General features: G+C 59.0%; 15 protein-coding genes. 8 read left to right on the forward strand and 7 right to left on the reverse strand.

Features of this window, described 5'->3' with window-relative positions; all coding sequences use genetic code 11:
- Window positions 1–475: family 1 glycosylhydrolase (locus tag ABVR31_RS19175; RefSeq protein ID WP_372774118.1), on the reverse strand; the 475-nt coding region annotated here is incomplete at its 3' end.
- Between the two features lie 25 nt (window positions 476–500).
- A complete protein-coding gene (gene ascF, locus ABVR31_RS19180) occupies window positions 501–1,940 on the reverse strand; it encodes a PTS cellobiose/arbutin/salicin transporter subunit IIBC (protein WP_325924267.1) in 1,440 nt (479 codons plus the stop codon).
- 263 nt (window positions 1,941–2,203) lie between these two features.
- On the opposite strand from ascF, the gene ABVR31_RS19185 reads away from it, so the two are divergent.
- Entirely contained in the window at window positions 2,204–3,223 is a 1,020-nt protein-coding gene (locus tag ABVR31_RS19185) for a LacI family DNA-binding transcriptional regulator (RefSeq protein WP_150059068.1), read from the forward strand.
- A gap of 2 nt (window positions 3,224–3,225) precedes the next feature.
- Here the strand turns inward: ABVR31_RS19185 and ABVR31_RS19190 are convergent, their stop codons facing one another.
- Window positions 3,226–3,900 (reverse strand): GntR family transcriptional regulator, encoded by a 675-nt coding sequence (locus tag ABVR31_RS19190; RefSeq protein WP_150059067.1) that lies wholly within the window; start codon window positions 3,898–3,900, stop codon window positions 3,226–3,228.
- Window positions 3,901–4,014: 114 nt separating this feature from the next.
- Here ABVR31_RS19190 and ABVR31_RS19195 point away from each other — a divergent pair, with 114 nt between their 5' ends.
- Genes ABVR31_RS19195 through ABVR31_RS19210 form a run of 4 tightly spaced genes read left to right on the forward strand, consistent with a single transcriptional unit; the run spans window position 4,015 to window position 7,993 of the window.
- A complete protein-coding gene (locus ABVR31_RS19195; RefSeq protein ID WP_372774121.1) occupies window positions 4,015–4,695 on the forward strand; it encodes a DUF2848 domain-containing protein in 681 nt (226 codons plus the stop codon).
- 10 nt (window positions 4,696–4,705) lie between these two features.
- Window positions 4,706–6,049 (forward strand): amidase, encoded by a 1,344-nt coding sequence (locus ABVR31_RS19200; protein ID WP_372774123.1) that lies wholly within the window; start codon window positions 4,706–4,708, stop codon window positions 6,047–6,049.
- Window positions 6,050–6,051: 2 nt separating this feature from the next.
- Window positions 6,052–6,693, forward strand: a complete 642-nt coding sequence (locus ABVR31_RS19205) for a DUF4286 family protein (protein ID WP_262258544.1) — start codon at window positions 6,052–6,054, stop codon at window positions 6,691–6,693.
- The gene (locus tag ABVR31_RS19210) at window positions 6,680–7,993 is read left to right on the forward strand and encodes an MFS transporter (protein ID WP_372774125.1); all 1,314 of its coding nucleotides are present in this window, start codon (window positions 6,680–6,682) and stop codon (window positions 7,991–7,993) included. Before ABVR31_RS19205 ends, ABVR31_RS19210 begins: the two co-directional genes overlap by 14 nt.
- A gap of 30 nt (window positions 7,994–8,023) precedes the next feature.
- On the opposite strand, the gene ABVR31_RS19215 is transcribed toward ABVR31_RS19210, so the two are convergent.
- On the reverse strand, window positions 8,024–10,618 hold the full coding sequence (locus tag ABVR31_RS19215) for an EAL domain-containing protein (RefSeq protein WP_372774127.1): 2,595 nt from the start codon (window positions 10,616–10,618) through the stop codon (window positions 8,024–8,026).
- A gap of 450 nt (window positions 10,619–11,068) precedes the next feature.
- On the opposite strand from ABVR31_RS19215, the gene ABVR31_RS19220 reads away from it, so the two are divergent.
- Window positions 11,069–12,136, forward strand: a complete 1,068-nt coding sequence (locus ABVR31_RS19220; RefSeq protein WP_150360223.1) for an acyltransferase — start codon at window positions 11,069–11,071, stop codon at window positions 12,134–12,136.
- A gap of 32 nt (window positions 12,137–12,168) precedes the next feature.
- Here ABVR31_RS19220 and ABVR31_RS19225 read toward each other — a convergent pair whose 3' ends face one another.
- Window positions 12,169–13,455 (reverse strand): PAS domain-containing methyl-accepting chemotaxis protein, encoded by a 1,287-nt coding sequence (locus tag ABVR31_RS19225; protein ID WP_215800954.1) that lies wholly within the window; start codon window positions 13,453–13,455, stop codon window positions 12,169–12,171.
- A 409-nt stretch (window positions 13,456–13,864) separates the two neighbouring features.
- On the opposite strand from ABVR31_RS19225, the gene ABVR31_RS19230 reads away from it, so the two are divergent.
- Window positions 13,865–14,923, forward strand: coding sequence for an NAD(P)H-dependent flavin oxidoreductase (locus ABVR31_RS19230; RefSeq protein ID WP_372774130.1), 1,059 nt, complete (start codon window positions 13,865–13,867; stop codon window positions 14,921–14,923).
- 29 nt (window positions 14,924–14,952) lie between these two features.
- Here the strand turns inward: ABVR31_RS19230 and ABVR31_RS19235 are convergent, their stop codons facing one another.
- On the reverse strand, window positions 14,953–15,339 hold the full coding sequence (locus ABVR31_RS19235) for a thioesterase family protein (RefSeq protein ID WP_021509508.1): 387 nt from the start codon (window positions 15,337–15,339) through the stop codon (window positions 14,953–14,955).
- Window positions 15,340–15,674: 335 nt separating this feature from the next.
- Between ABVR31_RS19235 and ABVR31_RS19240 the strand changes: the two genes are divergently transcribed.
- On the forward strand, window positions 15,675–17,015 hold the full coding sequence (locus ABVR31_RS19240; RefSeq protein ID WP_336699353.1) for an MFS transporter: 1,341 nt from the start codon (window positions 15,675–15,677) through the stop codon (window positions 17,013–17,015).
- A 123-nt stretch (window positions 17,016–17,138) separates the two neighbouring features.
- Here the strand turns inward: ABVR31_RS19240 and ABVR31_RS19245 are convergent, their stop codons facing one another.
- The gene (locus ABVR31_RS19245) at window positions 17,139–18,506 is read right to left on the reverse strand and encodes an MFS transporter (protein WP_372774133.1); all 1,368 of its coding nucleotides are present in this window, start codon (window positions 18,504–18,506) and stop codon (window positions 17,139–17,141) included.
- Window positions 18,507–18,538: the final 32 nt, after the last annotated feature.

Below are 18,538 nucleotides of genomic sequence, written 5' to 3' on the forward strand. Positions count from 1 at the left end.
AGAAATCGATCATTTTACGGTTGCGCCACGAGCCATATTCGGTGACCAGATGCATCGGCACATCGAAGTGACACAACGTGACCAGTGGTTCGATGCCGTATTTGCGGCACTCTTCAAATACGCTGCGATAGAAGGCGATACCTGCCGCGTTCGGCGTCAGTTCATCGCCGTTGGGATAAATGCGACTCCAGGCGATGGAGGTGCGAAACACCGTGAAGCCCATCTCCGCCATCAGGGCGATATCTTCTTTATAGCGGTGATAAAAATCGATGGCGTCGTGGCTCGGATAGAACTCATCGTCGCGCAGCGCATAGCGCGGCTCCAGCCCCAGCTTAACCGCCATGCGGTGCTCGCCGTGTGGAATCATGTCCACCGTGGTCAAGCCTTTACCGCCGGCGCGATAACTCCCCTCTGACTGGTTGGCGGCTAACGCGCCGCCCCATAAAAATCCCGCAGGAAATGTCACTTCAGACATCACTCACCTCAATCACAGTCCATTATTAATTCGCGCTGACCGGCTTTGCCGCTTCCGACTTGCCGGGGCGCGGCGCGGTCTCTGTCACCGGAATATCTTCAAAGCCAAGAATCAGCGTCAAAATGAACGACAGCACCACTGACAGCACCATCACGCCAGCCACCCAGACGATGCTCATCGGGTTGGTGGGATCGAAAAACTGGACGCTGGTAAACAGGCCCGGTGAGGCCATCGAGTGGCTGGCGAGGCCGCCAATGCCGGCCACCGCACCACAGATAAAGCCGCTGATCAGGCTGGCAATCAGCGGGCGCTTCAGGCGCACCGCCACGCCGTACAGCGCCGGTTCGGAAATGCCGGCGACGATGGCGGAAGCTGCCGCCGCGAACGCCGTCTGCCGCAGTTCCGGATTTTTGGTTTTGAACGCCACCGCCAGCGATGAGCCGCCCAGTGACAGGTTGGCGCCAATTTCCGACGGCATTACCATGCCTTCTTTGCCGGTCTCAGCGATGGTCTGAATAATGGTCGGGGTAAACACGCGATGCATGCCGGTCATCACCAGCAGCGGCCACAGCCCGCCCATGATCGCCACCGACAGCCAGCCGAGATAACCGTGAATGGTATACACCAGCGCCGAAATACCGCTACCTATCCAGATACCGAGCGGGCCAATAAAGACGATGGCGATGGGGGCTGCAATCAGCACAATCAGCATCGGTTTAAGGAAGTTTTTGGTTACCGCCGGGGTAAAGCGATCGACCCAGTATTCGATGTGCGACAGAATCCACGTCATCACCAGCGCGGGGATCACCGTGTAGGTGTATTTCACCGCGGTGACCGGCACTGAGGCGAATTCCACCACCTGACCCTGCGCCGCTTTGGCCATCAGGTCGATAAAATTGGGATGCACCAGCACGCCGGCAATGGCAATCGCCAGCGACATATTGGTTTTAAATTTCAGCGCTGCCGAAGCCGCCACCATCACCGGCAGGAAGAAGAAGGCGCCATCACCAATCACATTCAGGATGATCAGCGTCGACGAGCCTTTGGGCAGCACGCCGCTCATCTCCAGCATCATCGCCAGCAGTTTCACCATCGATCCGCCAATGATCGCCGGGATCAGCGGTGACATGGTGCCGACCAGCGCATCGAGAATGCCCGCGCCGATACTGCGCAGCGTGATTTTCCGTTTCACCGGCGCGCTGCCGCTGTTGCCCGGCGTGCCGAGTTTCATCACTTCCTGAAAGGCGAGATTAACGTTGTTGCCGATGATCACCTGACACTGACTGTCGGTGTGCACCACGCCCATCACGCCGGGAATGGCTTTCAGTGTGGCGTTGTCGACGCGCGCGCTGTCTTTCACCACGAAGCGCAGGCGTGTCATGCAGTGGGTAACGGCTTCAATATTCTCTAATCCGCCGAGCGAGGCCACAATGGCTCGTGCGGCGTCAGCGTAGTTGGTCGCCATGAATGTTTGTCTCTGATTGTAGGGTAGAGGAAACGTCGGTTTCGTCTGGCTGTTATGTGTTCATGAGAAACCGGTTTCACAAAATCATGAACAGACGCATTCATTCAGACAAGAAATATCGCTATCTTCGTTTTAATTTTGTGATGTTGATCGGCTGGCGTGCGGCGGGATCTTCACCCGCAGGCGCAGGGCGACAAGAAAATTCCCCGTCTTATTCATCGCTTAGGTACACTGAGGCGATGAGCAGCGAAGCAGAGTGAAGCATGGCAACCATACTTGAGGTGGCAAAAAAGGCCGGCGTGTCAAAAGCGACGGTGTCGCGCGTGTTGTCCGGTAACGGCTACGTCAGCCAGGAGAAGCGCGATCGGGTGTACCAGGCGATTGCCGAGACCGGCTTCCGGCCGAATTTGCTGGCGCGCAATCTGGCGACAAAATCCAGCCAGACCATTGGCCTGGTGATCACCAACACGCTGTATACCGGCAGCTATTTCAGTGAAATGATGCAGCATTCGGCGCGTATTCTTGAGCAGCAGGGCCGTCAGCTACTGCTGGTGGACGGCAAACACAGCGCCGAAGAGGAGCGTGCGGCGATTCAGTTTCTGCTCGATCTGCGCTGCGATGGCGTGATCATCTATCCGCGTTTTCTCACCATTGATGAAATGGACAGCATCATTGCCCAGCACCGCCATCCGATTCTGGTAATCAACCGGCGGCTGCGTCAGCACGACAGTTACTGCATCTACTCCGATCAGCAGCGCACCAGCGCCGAGGCGGTGGCGCAGCTGATTGCACTCGGCCATCGCGATATCGCTTTTATCACCGGATCGCTCGACTCGCCGACCGGGCGCGAGCGGCTGGCGGGTTATCACGCGGCACTGGCGCAGCATCAGCTGGTGGCGGATGACGCACTGGTGGTGGAGGGAAAATGGCAGGCGCAGCACGGGGCGGCGGCAGTGGAAACGCTGCTGGCGCGTGGTAAACCGTTCAGCGCGCTGGTCGCCAGTAACGATGAGATGGCGGTGGGCGCGCTGAAAGCGCTGGCGGCGCATAACATCCGCGTGCCGCAGCAGGTGGCGGTGCTGGGTTTCGACGATATTCCGCTGGCGCCCTATACCATTCCGGCGCTGGCCAGCGTGCGCATGCCGGTGACCGGCATGATCGAGGAGACCATTGAACGCCTGGTGTCGATGCTCGACGGCGGCGAAATGCGTAACCGCAAAACCTTTGCCGGCGAGCTGATTATGCGTGAATCCGTTGGTCCCGGCCCGTTTTACCCTGGCTGAAATCAGGCGTTCAGCAGCGCCTGCTTGAACGAATAGATGTGCACGCGCGCGGCGTCTTCTGCCCGTGTTACGTCACCCTGCGCCAGCGCCGCAATGATTGCGTCATGCTCGGCGATCACCTCCTGCATGTGCTGCGCGCTCGACAGCGTGGTTGCCCAGAAGCGCTGCGCCTGGGCATGGATGATGCTGAGAATATCTGACAGACGACCGTTGCCGGCGATGTCAGCCAGCACCTGATGAAACTCGCGGTCCAGCAGCATCATCTGCTCACGATCGCGCGCCACGCTGGCGGCGGCGATGCGCTGATTCAGCGCCTGTAGCTGGGCAATCTGCGCCGGATTCACGCGCTGCGTCGCCAGCCGCAGGCACAGCGCTTCATTTACCAGCCGCACTTCAATCAGCTCCAGCGCATCGTCAATCGACAGCGGTGCCACCATCACCCCTTTACGCGGGATAATCTGCAGTAACCCTTCGGTCGCCAGCCGGTGTACCGCCTGGTTAACCGGCGTGCGGCCCATTGCCAGATCCTCCATCACCTGCGCGGTATTGAGATATTCACCTGGCTTATAGCGCAGCGTAATCAGGCGATGCCTGAACGCCAGATAGGCCTGTTCATTCAATGAAACGCTTTTTTGTCCGGCCTGTGACTTCACATTTTCAGCAATTGAATCACTCATCACGCAGATCCTTATTGGGGTACTGAGACATCTTACACAAAAACCTGGCATGAAAATGGCTATCTTGAAATTGCAGTGAAATTTCACACGCATTTTTCATCAGGAGATCATCGCATGCATTTACGCTTTACAACCGACTCACAAGCCGCCCCGGTGCTGGATGTCGACATTAAGCAGCTGGTCATTGCCGGATGGGTTGGCCGCGACCAGGCGGCGGTGCTGCACCATATCAGGGAGCTGGAGGCGCTGGGCGTGCCCGCACCTGGTGCATTCCCGCTGTTTTATCGCGTAGCCACCCAGCAGCTGGCGCAGCACAGCCCGCTGGAAGTGGTGGGCGAGCAAACCTCCGGCGAAGCCGAGCCGTTTGTGTTTTTCCATCGCGGCGAATACTGGGTGTCGCTGATTTCCGATCACACCGACCGTCACCTGGAAACCTTCAGCGTGGCACTGTCGAAGCAGGCCTGCGTTAAGCCGGTCGCCGGTCATGCGTGGCGTATGGCAGAGGTTGAGCCGCACTGGGATCGGCTGGAGCTGCGCGCGTGGATCAAAGTCAACGGCGACTGGGTGACTTATCAGCAGGGCACGCTGGCATCTCTGCTCACGCCGATGGATCTGCTGGCGCGCTACTTTGGCGATCGCCCGGTCAGTGAAGGCTTTGCGATGTCATGCGGCACGTTGAGCGCGATTGGCGGCATCCGTCCGGCCAGCGAGTTCCGCATGGCGCTGCACGATCCGCTGTTGAATCGCACGCTGGAACACCACTATGTCACCGGCACGCTGCCGGTGATTGCCTGAGGAGACGCGTATGACCACCTTATGGCAGGCGAGCCAGCAACTGCGCGCCGGAGACCTCACCGCAAGCGCCGCGACGCAACAGGCACTACGCGCCGCTGAGCAGCCATCGGGCGAAGGCGCACGCGTGTTTACGCGGACCTACGCCAACAGCGCCGTTCAGCAGGCGCAGCAGGCTGATGCGCGCTGGCAACAGCAGCAGCCGCGCAGCCCGATTGACGGACTACCAATCAGCATCAAAGACCTGTTTGATGTGGCGGGCGAACCCACCTGCGCTGGCTCGCGCGTGCTGGCGGATGCGCCGCCCGCCGCGCGCGACGCGCATATCGTGCAGCAACTGAAACAGGCCGGTGCCGCTATCATCGGCAAAACCAACATGACCGAGTTCGCTTTTTCCGGGCTCGGTATCAATCCGCACTACGGCACGCCAGCTAACCCATGGCAGCGCGGCGAAAAACGCATTCCCGGCGGTTCTTCATCCGGCGCGGCGGTGGCGGTGGCCGACGGCATGTGCCTCGCGGCGGTCGGCACGGACACCGGCGGCTCGGTGCGGATACCGGCGGCGCTGTGTGGGCTGACCGGCTTCAAACCCAGCGCCAGCCGCATCAATCAGGCCGGCACGCTACCGTTATCGGCGGCACTCGACAGTATTGGCGTAATTGCCCATGACGTGCGCAGCTGCTGGCTGCTCGACAGCGTCATCGCCGATCGGCCTTTGCAGCTGACAGAGCGTGATATCACGAGGGCGCACTTTGCGATTCCACAGACCCGGGTGCTGGACGGGCTGGATCTCGCGGTCAGCCAGGCGTGGCACCACGCGCTGGCACAGCTGCGCGCGCAAGGTGCCACGCTCACCGAGCTGCCGCTGTCTGAACTGGCGGAACTGGAAACCATGAACGCCCGTGGCGGCATCACCGCCTGGGAAGCCTGGCAGTGGCATCAGTCGCTGCTGCAGTCGCACGCGGCGGGTTATGACCCGCAGGTGCGGATGCGCATTGAGCGCGGCGCGTTACTGAATGAGGCCGACGCACAACTGTTGTATCAGCAGCGCGCCGACTGGCGGCAGCGGGTGGAGCAGGCGGTGGCACCGTTCGATGGTCTGCTGCTGCCCACCGTGCCGCTGATTGCGCCGACCATCGCCGAACTCGACGACGCGGAGCGTTATCGCCAGGTCAACCTGCTGATGCTGCGCAACACCAGCGTGATCAACATGCTGGACGGCTGCGCCATCTCCCTGCCTTGTCATCAGCCCGGCAGTGCGCCGGTGGGTCTGATGCTGGCCGCCACTCATGGCCACGATGCCGCGCTGCTTAGCTGGGCGCTGGCGCTTGAATCCATCCTGCAACGGAGTCTCTGAAAATGACACATCCTCACGGCATGCTGTTCGTCGCCACCAACGTCGCCGCTGAAAACGAAGCTGATTTCAATCAATGGTATGACCATGAACATGTCGCCGAGCGCGTTGCCATTGACGGCTTTCTCAGCGGCACGCGCTATCAGGCGCTGGATGCTGAACGCAAGTACCTCGGACTGTATGAAACCCGCTCGCTGGAAACCTTCACCAGCGCCGATTACTACGCCGCCTTCACGCGCCAGACGCCGTGGTCGGTAAAAAACCTGGAGCGGATGATCAAACCGATGCGCCGCGTGTGCGCCATCACTCAGCAGCACGGTCAGGGCAGCGGCAGCCACCTTGCGGTGCTGACGCTACAGGCTGGCATTGAAACTGCAACGCTCAACGCCTGGCAGCAGCAGGTTGCCACGGTGCCGGGCTATATCGCCTCGCGCTTACTCACGCCGGACACCACGCTGAGCACGCCGCTGCCACAGGAAGATCGGGCGCAGCGCGCCATGCAGCCGATGCTGCTGCTCAGCTGTTCGTGCGCCGATGCCTGCCAGACACTGGCGGCCGCCGCGGCACACGCGCTCAATGCCCGCGCTGAATTTTATGCGCTTAGCTGGCAGCTCACTAAACAGGAGATGGCTCATGGCGAATACTGATTCAACTCTGCCGCACGCCGCGCGTGCCGCAGCAGGGAAAACCCACACCGGCCGTCTTGCCGCGGCCAGCTCCATCGGCACCGCGCTGGAGTGGTACGACTTTACCGTTTACAACATCATGGCGGCGCTGGTATTTAACCATGTGTTTTTCCCCAGCTTCGACCCGCTGGTCGGCACCATTCTGGCGTTTTCAACTTACGCGGTCGGTTATGTATCACGTCCGGTGGGTGGTTTTATCTTTGGCCATCTCGGGGATGTTGCCGGGCGCAAGGCGGTCTTGATCACCACGCTGGTGATCATGGGCGTGACCACGGCGCTGATGGGCATGCTGCCCGGTTATGCGCTGTGGGGCATCTGGAGTCCGATTCTGCTGGTGGCGCTGCGCTTTGTGCAGGGCATCGCGCTGGGCGGCGAATGGGCCGGCGCGGTGTTGCTCTCCATGGAGCACGGCGAAGCCAGTAAGCGCGGGCGTAACGCCTCGTTCGCCCAGGTCGGGCCTTCCTGCGGCACACTGATTGGCACCGGCTTTATCACTTTAGTGACGTTGTCACTCAGCGGCGAGCAGTTTCAGGAGTGGGGCTGGCGCATCCCGTTCCTGCTCAGTCTGCTGCTGGTGATGTTTGGCCTGTGGCTGCGGCGCGGCGTGGAAGAAACCCCGACTTTCGTGGCGATGCAGCAGGCAGAGAAAACCAGCCACACGCCGCTGAAAGAGGTGTTCCTGCACTATCCACGTGAACTGCTGATCGCCGGCGGCTCGCGCATCGGCTCTGATGTGCTGTACGCGCTGGTGGTGGTGTTCACCCTGACATACGTCACCACCGTGTTACAGCTGCCGCGTCCGCTGGCGCTGATGGCGACGATGGTCGGCGCGATTGGCAACGCGTTGACGGTGCCGCTGTTTGGCGCGCTGTCCGACCGCCTGGGCCGCCGTCCGGTGTACATTGCCGGCGCGCTGCTGGCTATTGTCTGGTCGTTTGTGTTTTTTGTCCTGCTCGACAGCACCCAGCCGTGGCTGATTGTGCTGGCGGTGGTGATTGGCCTGCTGATTCACGCCGTGATGTACGGTCCGCAGGCGGCGTTTGTCACCGAGCAGTTCCCGAGCCACGTGCGCTATGCCGGTTCGTCACTGGCCTATACGCTGGCCGGCATCATCGGCGGCGGTTTTGCCCCGCTGATCATTACCTCGCTGTACAAAGAGCTGGGCAGCACGCTGTGGGTGTCACTGTATGTGACGCTGGCGCTGGCGATTACTTTGTTTGCCTTATGGAAAGCCAAAGAAACCGCGCACCAGTCGCTGTAATCACCTCTGGCGAGGGATCGCCACCTTTTATTAAATATTCATGTGCAGCGCCGGTTCACTCTGCGGCGGCTCGGTCGAGATTTGCGGCAGCGGCAGCGGTCGTCCGATGTAGTAACCCTGAATGGCATCGCACGCCAGCTCCTGCAGCTGCGACATCTGCACCGGCGTTTCCACGCCTTCCGCGGTTACCGACAGGGAATAGGCTTTGCCGAGTCCAATCATGTTTTCCACCACCTGGCGCGCCTGGGGCGAATCGGCCAGCGGAAAAATAAAGGATTTATCGATTTTGATGCCATCGAACGGGAAGGCACGCAGGTAGCACAGCGACGCATAGCCGGTGCCAAAATCATCAATCAGAAATCTCACCCCCAGCGCTTTCACCGCCTGCATCACCGCCAGGGTTTTGTCCGGATCGCTCAGCAGCGCGTTTTCCGTGACTTCAATTTCCAGCCGCTGGCTCGGCAGACCGCTGAGCTGCAGCACCCGGGTGATGCGTTCGGCTAAGGCGCTATCCTGCAATTCGCTGGCGGAAATATTCACTGAAACCGCCATTTCCGGCCGGTAACGGGCGATGTCCTCGCAGGCATTGAGCAGCACCCAGTCGCTCAGCGCGCTGATCAGGCCGGTCTCTTCGGCCAGCGGAATAAACTGATCGGGCATCAGTAAGCCCAGCCGCGGATGCTGCCAGCGTACCAGCGCCTCGACCGCGCTGATGCGCTGCGCGATCAGGTCATAGCGCGTCTGATAGACCAGCCGCAGCTGGTTCTCCTGCAGCGCTGCGCGCAGCTCATGCTCCATTTCGCGCCGCTGCACAATTTTCTCTTCCATGTCACGGTCGAAAAATATCCACTGGTTGCGGCCGCTGTTTTTCGCTTTATACAGCGCGATGTCGGCAAAGCGCAGCAGATCGCTGGCGTTGTCGGCATCCTGTGGTGCCAGCGCGATGCCGAGACTGCCGCCGATGTGGATGTCGTTGTCGTACACCGGAAACGGCAGATTGAGCTGGGCGATGAGCTGCTGACACAGCGCGTCGACCTGCTCGCGGCTGCCCGCCTCCGGCAGAATCACCACAAACTCATCGCCGCCGAGCCGCGCCACCAGGCCATTGCCGTTGAGCGTGCGCCGGATACGATCTGATACCGCATGCAGCACCTGATCGCCCGCTGCATGACCGTAGAGATCATTGACCGGTTTGAATTTATCCAGGTCGATCATGATCATCGCCAGCAGCGGCTGCGCCGGCAGTGGCAGGCTCAGCTGCCCCGTGAGGAATTCGCGCATCTGCACGCGGTTGGCCAGTCCGGTCAGTTCATCGAAGTGCGACAGATAGTGCGCGCGTGCCTGCGCTTCAACTTCCAGCGTTACGTCGCTGGCGCTGCCGCGAAAGCCGCTGACGCCGTGCGCCAGGCTGACGCGCTTGAGGGTCAGATTGCAGTAGCGCGGCTGATGCTGGGCGGAGAGATAGCGGCAGCCGTTCAGCGTGAGCTGACCGCCCGAGTCTGCCAGCTGCAAAAGCCGGGCGCGCTGGTGCTCATCGCACAGCAGGAAATCCAGTAGCGTGCGCTGCAGCCACTCCTCGCTGGTAAACCCGGTCACTACCGGGAAACGGCCGGAAACCCAGCTGAAGCGCAGCTGTTCGTCCATCTCCCAAATCCAGTCGGTGGTAATTTCGGCGATATCACGGAAGCGGCGTTCGCTGGCGCTGAGCGCCCGCTGGCTTTGCGCCAGCAGCAGCGTATTTTCATCATTGAGCTGCGCTTTACGCAGCGCGTTGCGCATCAGCATGATGGCACCATACAGGGTGATCAGCATGGCGATCACCAGCAGCGGCAGCAGGGCGGTCAGCAATTTACCGCCGGGGTTGCTGCTGGTCCAGCGCAGCGTGGCGTCATGGCCGTCGGCGGCGAGGCGCAGGCTTTCCGCCACTGGCGCGCGGGGTACAGCGAATTCCACCCGCAGCGCGTTGATGCCGTACTCGTGCCCCAGCTGCTGTAATTTTTGCGGCGTCAGGCGATCGGCAAAGATCATCAGCGATGGCGCACCGGGCACCTGCGGCACGCTGTTATCGCCACCGGTGGTGATCCATGCCGCGCACAGCAGCACTAACTGCTGATTTACCACCACAAAGCGCGACAGCGCCTTACCGTCATTGTGCTGTAACTGCTGACGCAGCGCGGGCAGTTGCTGGCGACCGAGCCAGCCGGTGAAATCGCGTTGCTGCAGCTGACCGTCGATCACGCTGTAAACCGTGTCGCCGCGCGGCGCGATGACAAACACGCCCTCGTAGGCAAAGGTCTGGAACAGCGACTCACCCAGATTCTGCCGCGTCCACGCCCAGTCAGTATTCAACGTGCGGTGCAGGTTTTGGTAGGCTTCGCCCCATTCTGCATTATCGGAGAGGTGAAAATGCATCACTTCCTGACGCGTCTGCAACGCCTTCTCCAGCAGCAGGCGGTTTTGCCGCGCCTCCTGCTGGTTGAGATCGCTGGCGATAAAGCACAGCGTCACCAGCGCCACCATAAAGGAGAGAAAAATCAGCAGCACCATCAGCAGCATCGGCTGGCGCATCAGTCCGCGCATCCGACCATCGGTCGGGAAATCCATCAGTGAACGTTTCGCCATCATAGACTTATCACAAACCAGTAAAATGATATTTCATAAGTACGTTATGAGTATCGGCATGACTGCGCCGAACCTGGGCGAAAAAGTAAAAAAAGCGTGAGCGGAGCGGCAAAAACAGATCGCATATTCGGCCAGAAGCCCGACGATGCCGTGGTGTAATCAGATCTGCATAAAGTGTGTTAATAAAAGGCCCTGCCGCTGCGTTTCCGCCAGTGCAATACGGCGAATGCCGGTAAACTTTCCCCGTTGCGTTAATAGCTTAGTGTTTATTTCATGCTGATGACGATAAATATATTACAGCCATAATTTATCAGAGCGTGATTTAACGTTCAGGACCTGAAGAATTTCCTGATTAAATGATGATGCGTTATCCAGGACTATTCTTGTTGAGTGTAAATCTTTGTCAGTGCTAATTTGCTGAAACCCATCTGCTCCTCTTTCCAGAGACCACTTATGCAACCACGTATCACGCATCTTGATGGCATGCGCGGATTAGCGATCCTGCTGGTGATTGCTTATCACGCCTATGCTCGCTGGCCCGAACTGTTGCCGTATGCCGCCACTACCCAGCATATTCCGCTGCTGGCATTTGGCTGGGTCGGCGTGCAGTTGTTTTTTATGATCTCCGGCTTTGTCATATTTATGACGCTGGATAAATCATCCGGCTACCTCAGCTTTCTCAAAAAACGCTGGCTGCGTCTGTTTCCGGCGATGCTGATAGCCAGTCTGCTGCTGTACGTTGCCGGCGGCTTTTTTCCGGAGTGGTCGCTGATGACACCGGAAAGCCGCAACCTGCTGCCCGGTCTGATATTTATTAATCCTGAGACGCTGACGCAGCTCACCGGCATTGAATTCCGCTCCATGGCCGGATCGTTCTGGTCTCTCTATGTTGAAGCGCTGTTTTATCTGATTATTGGCGCGGTTTATTTCACCCTCGGACGTAAATATTGTCTGCCGGCGCTGATTGTGCCGATGTTATTACTTTCCGCTTCATCGGTATTGAAATCACTCGGCCATCCATTATTAATCGATGTTATTTCAAAATTCGGTTTTATTCACTACGCCTGGTTTATGGTCGGCTGTCTGGTTTATGAACGTCTGCACGGGCGCGATAAACGTTATCACTACGCACTGACCGCGCTGGCCTTGCTGATTAATTTCAGCTACTACGTTAAAAACAGCGGCGTGGTCGCCGTGATACCGCTGCTACTGGTAATGCTGTTTTTTATCGCCAGCTTTTATTCCAGACAGATTGAGCGCTGGCTTTCCCTGCGCTTTTTCACCGCCATCGGATTTGTCAGTTACGCCCTGTATCTGATTCATGAAAATTTAATGATCGCGATATTGATTAAGCTTAATGGCTATATCAAAAATGAGGCGGTGATGACGATGCTGCCGGTGGTGGTGGCCAGCGTACTGTATTACGTTGCCTGGCTGATCAGTAAATATGCCGAACCGGCGCTGCGTAACGCGCTGAAGTGGAAGCGGCAGCCCGCGCCGCAGGCGGGCAGCGGGCTGTAATCGCGCGGGAGCCAGCGCTCCCGCGTACGCTGTCACACATCCAGCCGGTGAATGACGTTCACAAACTCGTGTACGCCACTGTTGATTTCCCGCAGGCTGCGCGACAGCACGCTGATCTTCTCCTGTTCGGTCACCACAAATTGCCTGACCTCATCCAGCTGCTGATACATCTGCTGGATCAGGTCGGCATTTTGCTCCACGACCACTGATATCTGTTTGGTGGCGCTGGCGGTCGAGGCCGCCAGGCGGCGCACTTCACCTGCCACCACGCTGAAGCCACGTCCGGCCTCGCCAGCGCGTGCCGATTCGATGGCGGCATTCAGTGCCAGAATGTTGGTCTGTGAGGCAATCAGGTTGATGGTTTCCACCACGTCGCTGATGCTCCTGGCCGAGGCGGTGAGCTGCGCGCCAATTTCGGCGGCGGCATTCACCTGCTGCGCCACCAGTCCGGAGTTACGCACCGTTTCATCCAGCACTTCATTGGCGTTATCGGTAATTTGTGAGGTCTGCTCAGAGGTGGTCAGTGCGATATCCGCCACGCGCTTCGCCGCTTCAACGCGCGCGGTGATATCCGAGGCGATCTTAATCACTTTGTAGACCTTACCGTCGCCGTCAAACACCGGGTTGTAGCTCGCCTCCAGCCAGATGCGCTCGCCGCTGGCGGTCTTACGCTCAAAGCGACCGACAAAATGCTGACCGTTGCCGATTTTGCGCCAGAAGTCCGGATTCTCGCGGTAAAAATTGTCGAAGCAGAACAGGCGATGATGCTGGCCGGCGATGGCTGGCAGGGTATAGCCCATGTGAGTGAGGAAGTTGGCGTTGGCGGTAATGATGTGACCGTCCGGCGTGAATTCAATCACCGCCATCGAACGGTCCAGCGCCGTTATCACCGCCTCTTTATGTTCCAGCTCCTGATGGCGGGCGGTGATGTCGCTGGCGACCTTGATCACTTTGTACACTTTGCCGCGCTCATCGCTCACCGGAAAATAGGTCGCGCTGAGCCAGAAGCGCTGATGCTGCTTGTTGAAACGCTCAAAAATGCCGTTCACCGATTCGCCGGCGGCCAGCGTTTGCCAGAAGGCGTAATAGTCGGAAGACTGGCTATAAGCAGGGCTGCAGAAAATCCGGTGATGCTGTCCCTGAATTTCATGCAGCTGATAGCCGGTGACCTGTAAAAATTGTGCATTGGCGCTGAGGATTTCACCGGCCGGTGAAAACTCAATCCACGCAACATGCTGCTTTATCGCTTCAATATCCTTAGCAACGTCGCCACTTTTGGCAAATGGCAGAGAAAGGCTCGATTTTTTCACCCCGAACATGAGAGACCTCAGGCGCTTGGTATGCTGTTGAACGAAATGCAGGCGCAGATGCGCGCGTGCTAACGCATTCGGCGCGTCCAGTGGACGGCACCGCATGATTTCCCCGGTTGTCCATTACAGCCGTGCCACAGGCACAGGCTGCTGTCTCGCTGCGCACCGATGTGCGCAGGTGGGGTGTGTAATGGTGTTACCTGCCTGATGTTGTTACAGCGCAAGCTGAAAGCTGATTTTGCTATGCAACTTTGATTATCGACCGTGGCGTTAAAAATGTGAGAAAAAAGTGATCAACGCCGCGCGTGCGGGTAAGAAAAGTGCCCAGCGGACTTGTTAAAAGATGCATGTTAAATGTATGTTAATGCCCGAGACGTGACGCAATTAACGCCCGATGACGGCCTGGAGAAAAACCACCATGACGACCGCGCTGTGCCAGCTGTTAAAACTGCAGTATCCGCTGATTCAGGCACCGATGGCCGGTGTCGCTACGCCGCAGCTGGCCGCAGCGGTATCCAATGCCGGGGCGCTGGGATCGATTAGCGTTGGCGCGGTGACGCCGCAGCAGGCGGCAGAAATGATTGCCCACACCCAGGCACTGACGCGTGCCCCGATCAACGTCAACGTATTTTGTCACGCGCCGGCAAGGCGGGATGCCGCGCGCGAGGCTGCGTGGATCAGCCGGTTCAGTCCGCAGTTTACGCAGTACCAGACGGCGCTGCCGCCAGCATTAACGGAGATCTATCAAAGCTTTTTGCACAATGAGGCGATGCTGACGGTGCTGGAGCAGGCGCGGCCGGCGGCGGTCAGTTTCCATTTCGGCATTCCCGATGCCACGGCCATCGCCCGGCTTAAACAACGTGACATTGTCACGCTGGCGACCGCCACCAGTCCGCAGGAAGCGCGGGCAGTTGCGCGCAGCGGTATCGATATCATTGTGGCGCAGGGCTATGAAGCCGGTGGCCATCGCGGCCATTTTGATCCGGGCGCGCCAGACCAGCAGCTTTCGACCGTTGCGCTGGTGCAGGCGATTCGTCAGCACACCGCGCTGCCGGTGGTGGCAGCGGGCGGCGTGATGGACGGTGCCGGCACCGCGACGATGATGAAACTGGGTGCCAGCGGCGTTCAGCTCGGTACGGCGTTTGTGCTGTGTCCCGAATCGGCGGCCAGTGTGGCCTATCGTCGCGCGCTGCTGGCAGCTGGCGAGCGTGGCACGGTAATGACGGCGGCGATCTCCGGGCGTCAGGCGCGCTGCGTGCGCAACGCATTTTGTGAATTGTGCCATGACGCAACGCCGGAGGAGATTCCCGACTATCCGCTGACCTATGCGCTGGGAAAAGCCCTGGCGGCAGCGGCGGCTGCGCACGGCGAGGACGGCTTCGGTGCCCAGTGGGCCGGTCAGGGCGTGGCGCGGGTGCGCGCGCTGCCGGCGGCACAGCTGGTGGAGACGCTGATTGCAGAGTGGCAGCAGGCATAAAGCAGGCTGCTGCCACATACTTTGTAACGTTACAGACCGAGCGCGCGCGTTACCGCTTCCGGCATTGACGGGCGCCCATTGGCGAGGCAGGTGGCGACAAACGTGGCCTCGGCATACACCACGCCGTCGACCTTGATTTGCTGCACGAAGTTCACGCGATTGCGCTTCTCATTCTGCTCCAGCGCGCAGGTGACTTCCACCTTATCGCCTTTCACCAGGCTCTTGCGGAAGCGCAGCGTGTACTCCAGCACCATGTAAATCTTGCCCTGACTGAACTCTTCTTCAATGTCGATACCCAGCGCCTCGCGCATGTAAGCGTGGCGCGTCCACTCCATGTAAAACGGGTAGTACAGCCCGTCGACCACGCCCTGAAAATCGATATGGCTTTCATCTACGTCATAGTGCTTTACGAACATTTTTGCATCCTGATAAGCGCGTTACGCGGTGAGGCAATGGGTATACCGCAGAATGACGCCGCGGGTAAACGGCAAGATGTTGCAAAGTAATTCCACTGTCGCCTGACGGAATGAATGCTGGTATTTTCCCGTGCTGCAGCAGAAACTGACAACTGCATCACATATCCATAATCAACTGGCTACCTTTTTGTGACAAATCACGCAGCCCGGACACATTTTTCTGCGCAGGGTCGCGCGGCCAAACATAATGGTTTTACTATGTACACACATGTTGTACAGAGTAAAACAACAACTCTGGCCGATTTGCGTTAAGCCATGACTCTGTGAGGAACTCTATGTCTGACAAGATAACCCGCGCGGCCGCTGTGCTCGATATTGAGCAGCAGACCGTAAAACGCGTCATCTGGCGCATTCTGCCGTTTCTGATCGTCTGCTATCTGATCGCCATTATCGATCGCGGCAACATCGGCATGGCGTCCCTGCAAATGAATGAAGATCTCGGGCTGAGCAAAGCGGTGTTTGGCCTGGCAAGCAGCCTGTTTTTTGTTGGCTATTTTCTGTTTGAGGTGCCAAGCAACCTCGCGATGCAGAAGATTGGCGCCAAAATCTGGATTTCGCGCATCATGGTGACCTGGGGCATTGTCTCGGTGTGCACCGCGTTCGTCAGCAGTGCGGAAATGCTGTACGTGCTGCGCTTTCTATTGGGCGCCGCCGAAGCCGGCTTCTTTCCCGGCGTGATCCTTTATCTGACTTACTGGATTCCGGCGAAATATCGCGCGCGCGTGATTGCGACCTTTATGGTGGCGATCCCAGCAGCCAACTTTATTGGCTCGCCGATCTCGGGCGCAATCCTGACGATGGACGGCTGGTTCGGCCTGCGCGGCTGGCACTGGCTGTTTATCATCGAAGGATTCCCGGCGATTGTGCTGGGCGTGCTGGCTTTCTTCCTGCTCAGTAACCGTCCGGAAAATGCCCACTGGCTGACCAGCGAACAGCGCAACTGGCTGAGCGGCAAACTGGCTGAAGAGAATGCCCAGCGCAAAGCGATTGGTCATATCACCCTGTGGCAGCTGCTGCGCCACAAGCATATCTGGGTGATGGCGCTGATTTACGCCGGCGCGTCGGCAGCGGGTTCGACGCTGAGCGTCTGGTCACCGCAGCTGCTGAAATCATTTGGCCTGGATAACTTCACCACCGGTTTGATGAATGCGATCCCGTACGGTCTGGCATCGATTCTGATGATTGTCTGGGGCCGCAGCTCTGACCGCAGCGGTGAGCGTCGCTGGCACACCGCGCTGACGCTGTTCCTGATTGCCGGTGGACTGCTGGCGGCGTTCCTGACCGATACGCTGGCGGGCAGCGTGGTGATTCTGTCACTGGTGCTGATTGGTGCTTACTCGATGAAAGGGCCGTTCTGGGCGCTGGCCTCGGGCTGGATGTCCTCAACCACCGCAGCGGCCGGTCTGGCTGCTATCGGCGCGATGGCCAACCTGATTGGTGGCGGACTGATGGTGAACGTTTACGGCATCATTAATGAGAAAACCGGCAGCCATGCGATGGCGATGATTCCTCTGGCGCTGCTGTGCGCGGCGGGCGGCATTGCGGTATTGCTGATGGGACGCAGCAAAAAGCTGCACGTTGAAGCGGAACAGCCGGTGGCCAGCACCGGGAAATAATCTCATGAGCCTGTGCCAGGGAGGGCACGCATCTGGCTCATCACGTCTGACGTTATCCTGCTTTCATCCTCTAAAACATCCGTTTCCCGATGCGCCACAGGCACACCGGGAAACGCGGCGTTATTATCTCTGCTCAGCGCTGCGCTGGCGCCACGGATCTTTCACCATGGCGACCGCCAGTGCGCCAATCATCAGGACTGCCGCCACCGCCAGCAGCGCCCACATAAAGCCGCCGGAAGACTGACGCACATAGCCGATCAGCGACGGGCCGAAGAAGCCGCCGAGATTACCAATCGAGACAATCATAGCTAAGCCGCCTGCCGCGGCATTGCCGGTCAAAAAGCCGGAAGGCAGCGCCCAGAACGAGGCCTGAAACGCCAGAATACCGCTGACGGTGCAGCACAGTGCCAGCATTTTGATCACCGGCGCATCGCTCAGCGCGCTGCACATCAGGGCTAAGGCGGCGATCACCAGCGCGCCGCTGATCCAGCGAATACGGTGCGCTGATGCATTAGCGCGGCGCGCCCACAACAGCATGCTCACGGCACCGCAGACATAGGGCAGCGCGGCAAGAAAGCCGGTTGCCGTATGGCTCACGCCGAGCTGTTTGATGATCTGCGGCATCCACAGTCCCACGCCGATCGAACCCACAATGCCGCAAAAGTTAATAAACGCCAGCAGATACAGCAGCGGATTGCGCAGCGCGTCGCGCATCTGGGAACCGTGCGTTGCCGCGATTTGCTGCTGCTCATCAGCCAGCCGCCGGCTCAGCAGCTGCTGTTCACGCGGCGCCAGCCAGCGCGCTTTCTCCGGCCGGTCGCTCAGCACAAACAGGCACATGACGCCGAGGATCACCGCCGGTAAGCCTTCAATCAACAGCAGCCACTGCCAGTTACGGATATGCTCATGGCCGGTGATCTGCATCAGCGCGCCGGAAATCGGTGAGCCGATGATATTGGCCACCGGAATGCCGACCAGGAACGCGGCGGTGATTTTGGCGCGCCAGCTGCCGGGGAACCAGTAGGTAAAGAACAGATAGATGCCGGGGGTAAAGCCGGCCTCTGCTACGCCGAGACAGAAGCGCGCAATGGCAAAGCTGACGGGGCCGCTGATGAACGCGGTCGCCATCGAAATCAACCCCCACGAAATCATGATGCGCGCGATCCAGATGCGCGCGCCCACTTTTTGCATGATCAGGTTGCTGGGAATTTCAAACAGGAAATAGCCGATAAAAAACATGCCCGCGCCGAAGCCAAACTGTTCGGCGGTGATGCCGAGATCGGCGTTCATGCCCAGCGCGGCGAAGCTGACGTTGGTGCGGTCAAGGTAGCTGACCACGTAACAGATAAAGATAAACGGCAGAATGCGACGAAAGGCTTTGGCGGCCGCCTGCTCACTGTCCTGGAAATCCTGTTCGCTGAGCGTTTCATGGCGGGGTGGCACCGCAGCCGGCTGAGCCGGCGCAGGGCTGGATGTTGAGTGCAGGGTCATAGTAATCTCCGGTGCGTTCGGATGACGCAGAG

The sequence above is a fragment of the Pantoea sp. WEP genome (assembly GCF_041678305.1).
GTDB classification, from domain to species: Bacteria; Pseudomonadota; Gammaproteobacteria; order Enterobacterales; family Enterobacteriaceae; genus Pantoea; species Pantoea dispersa.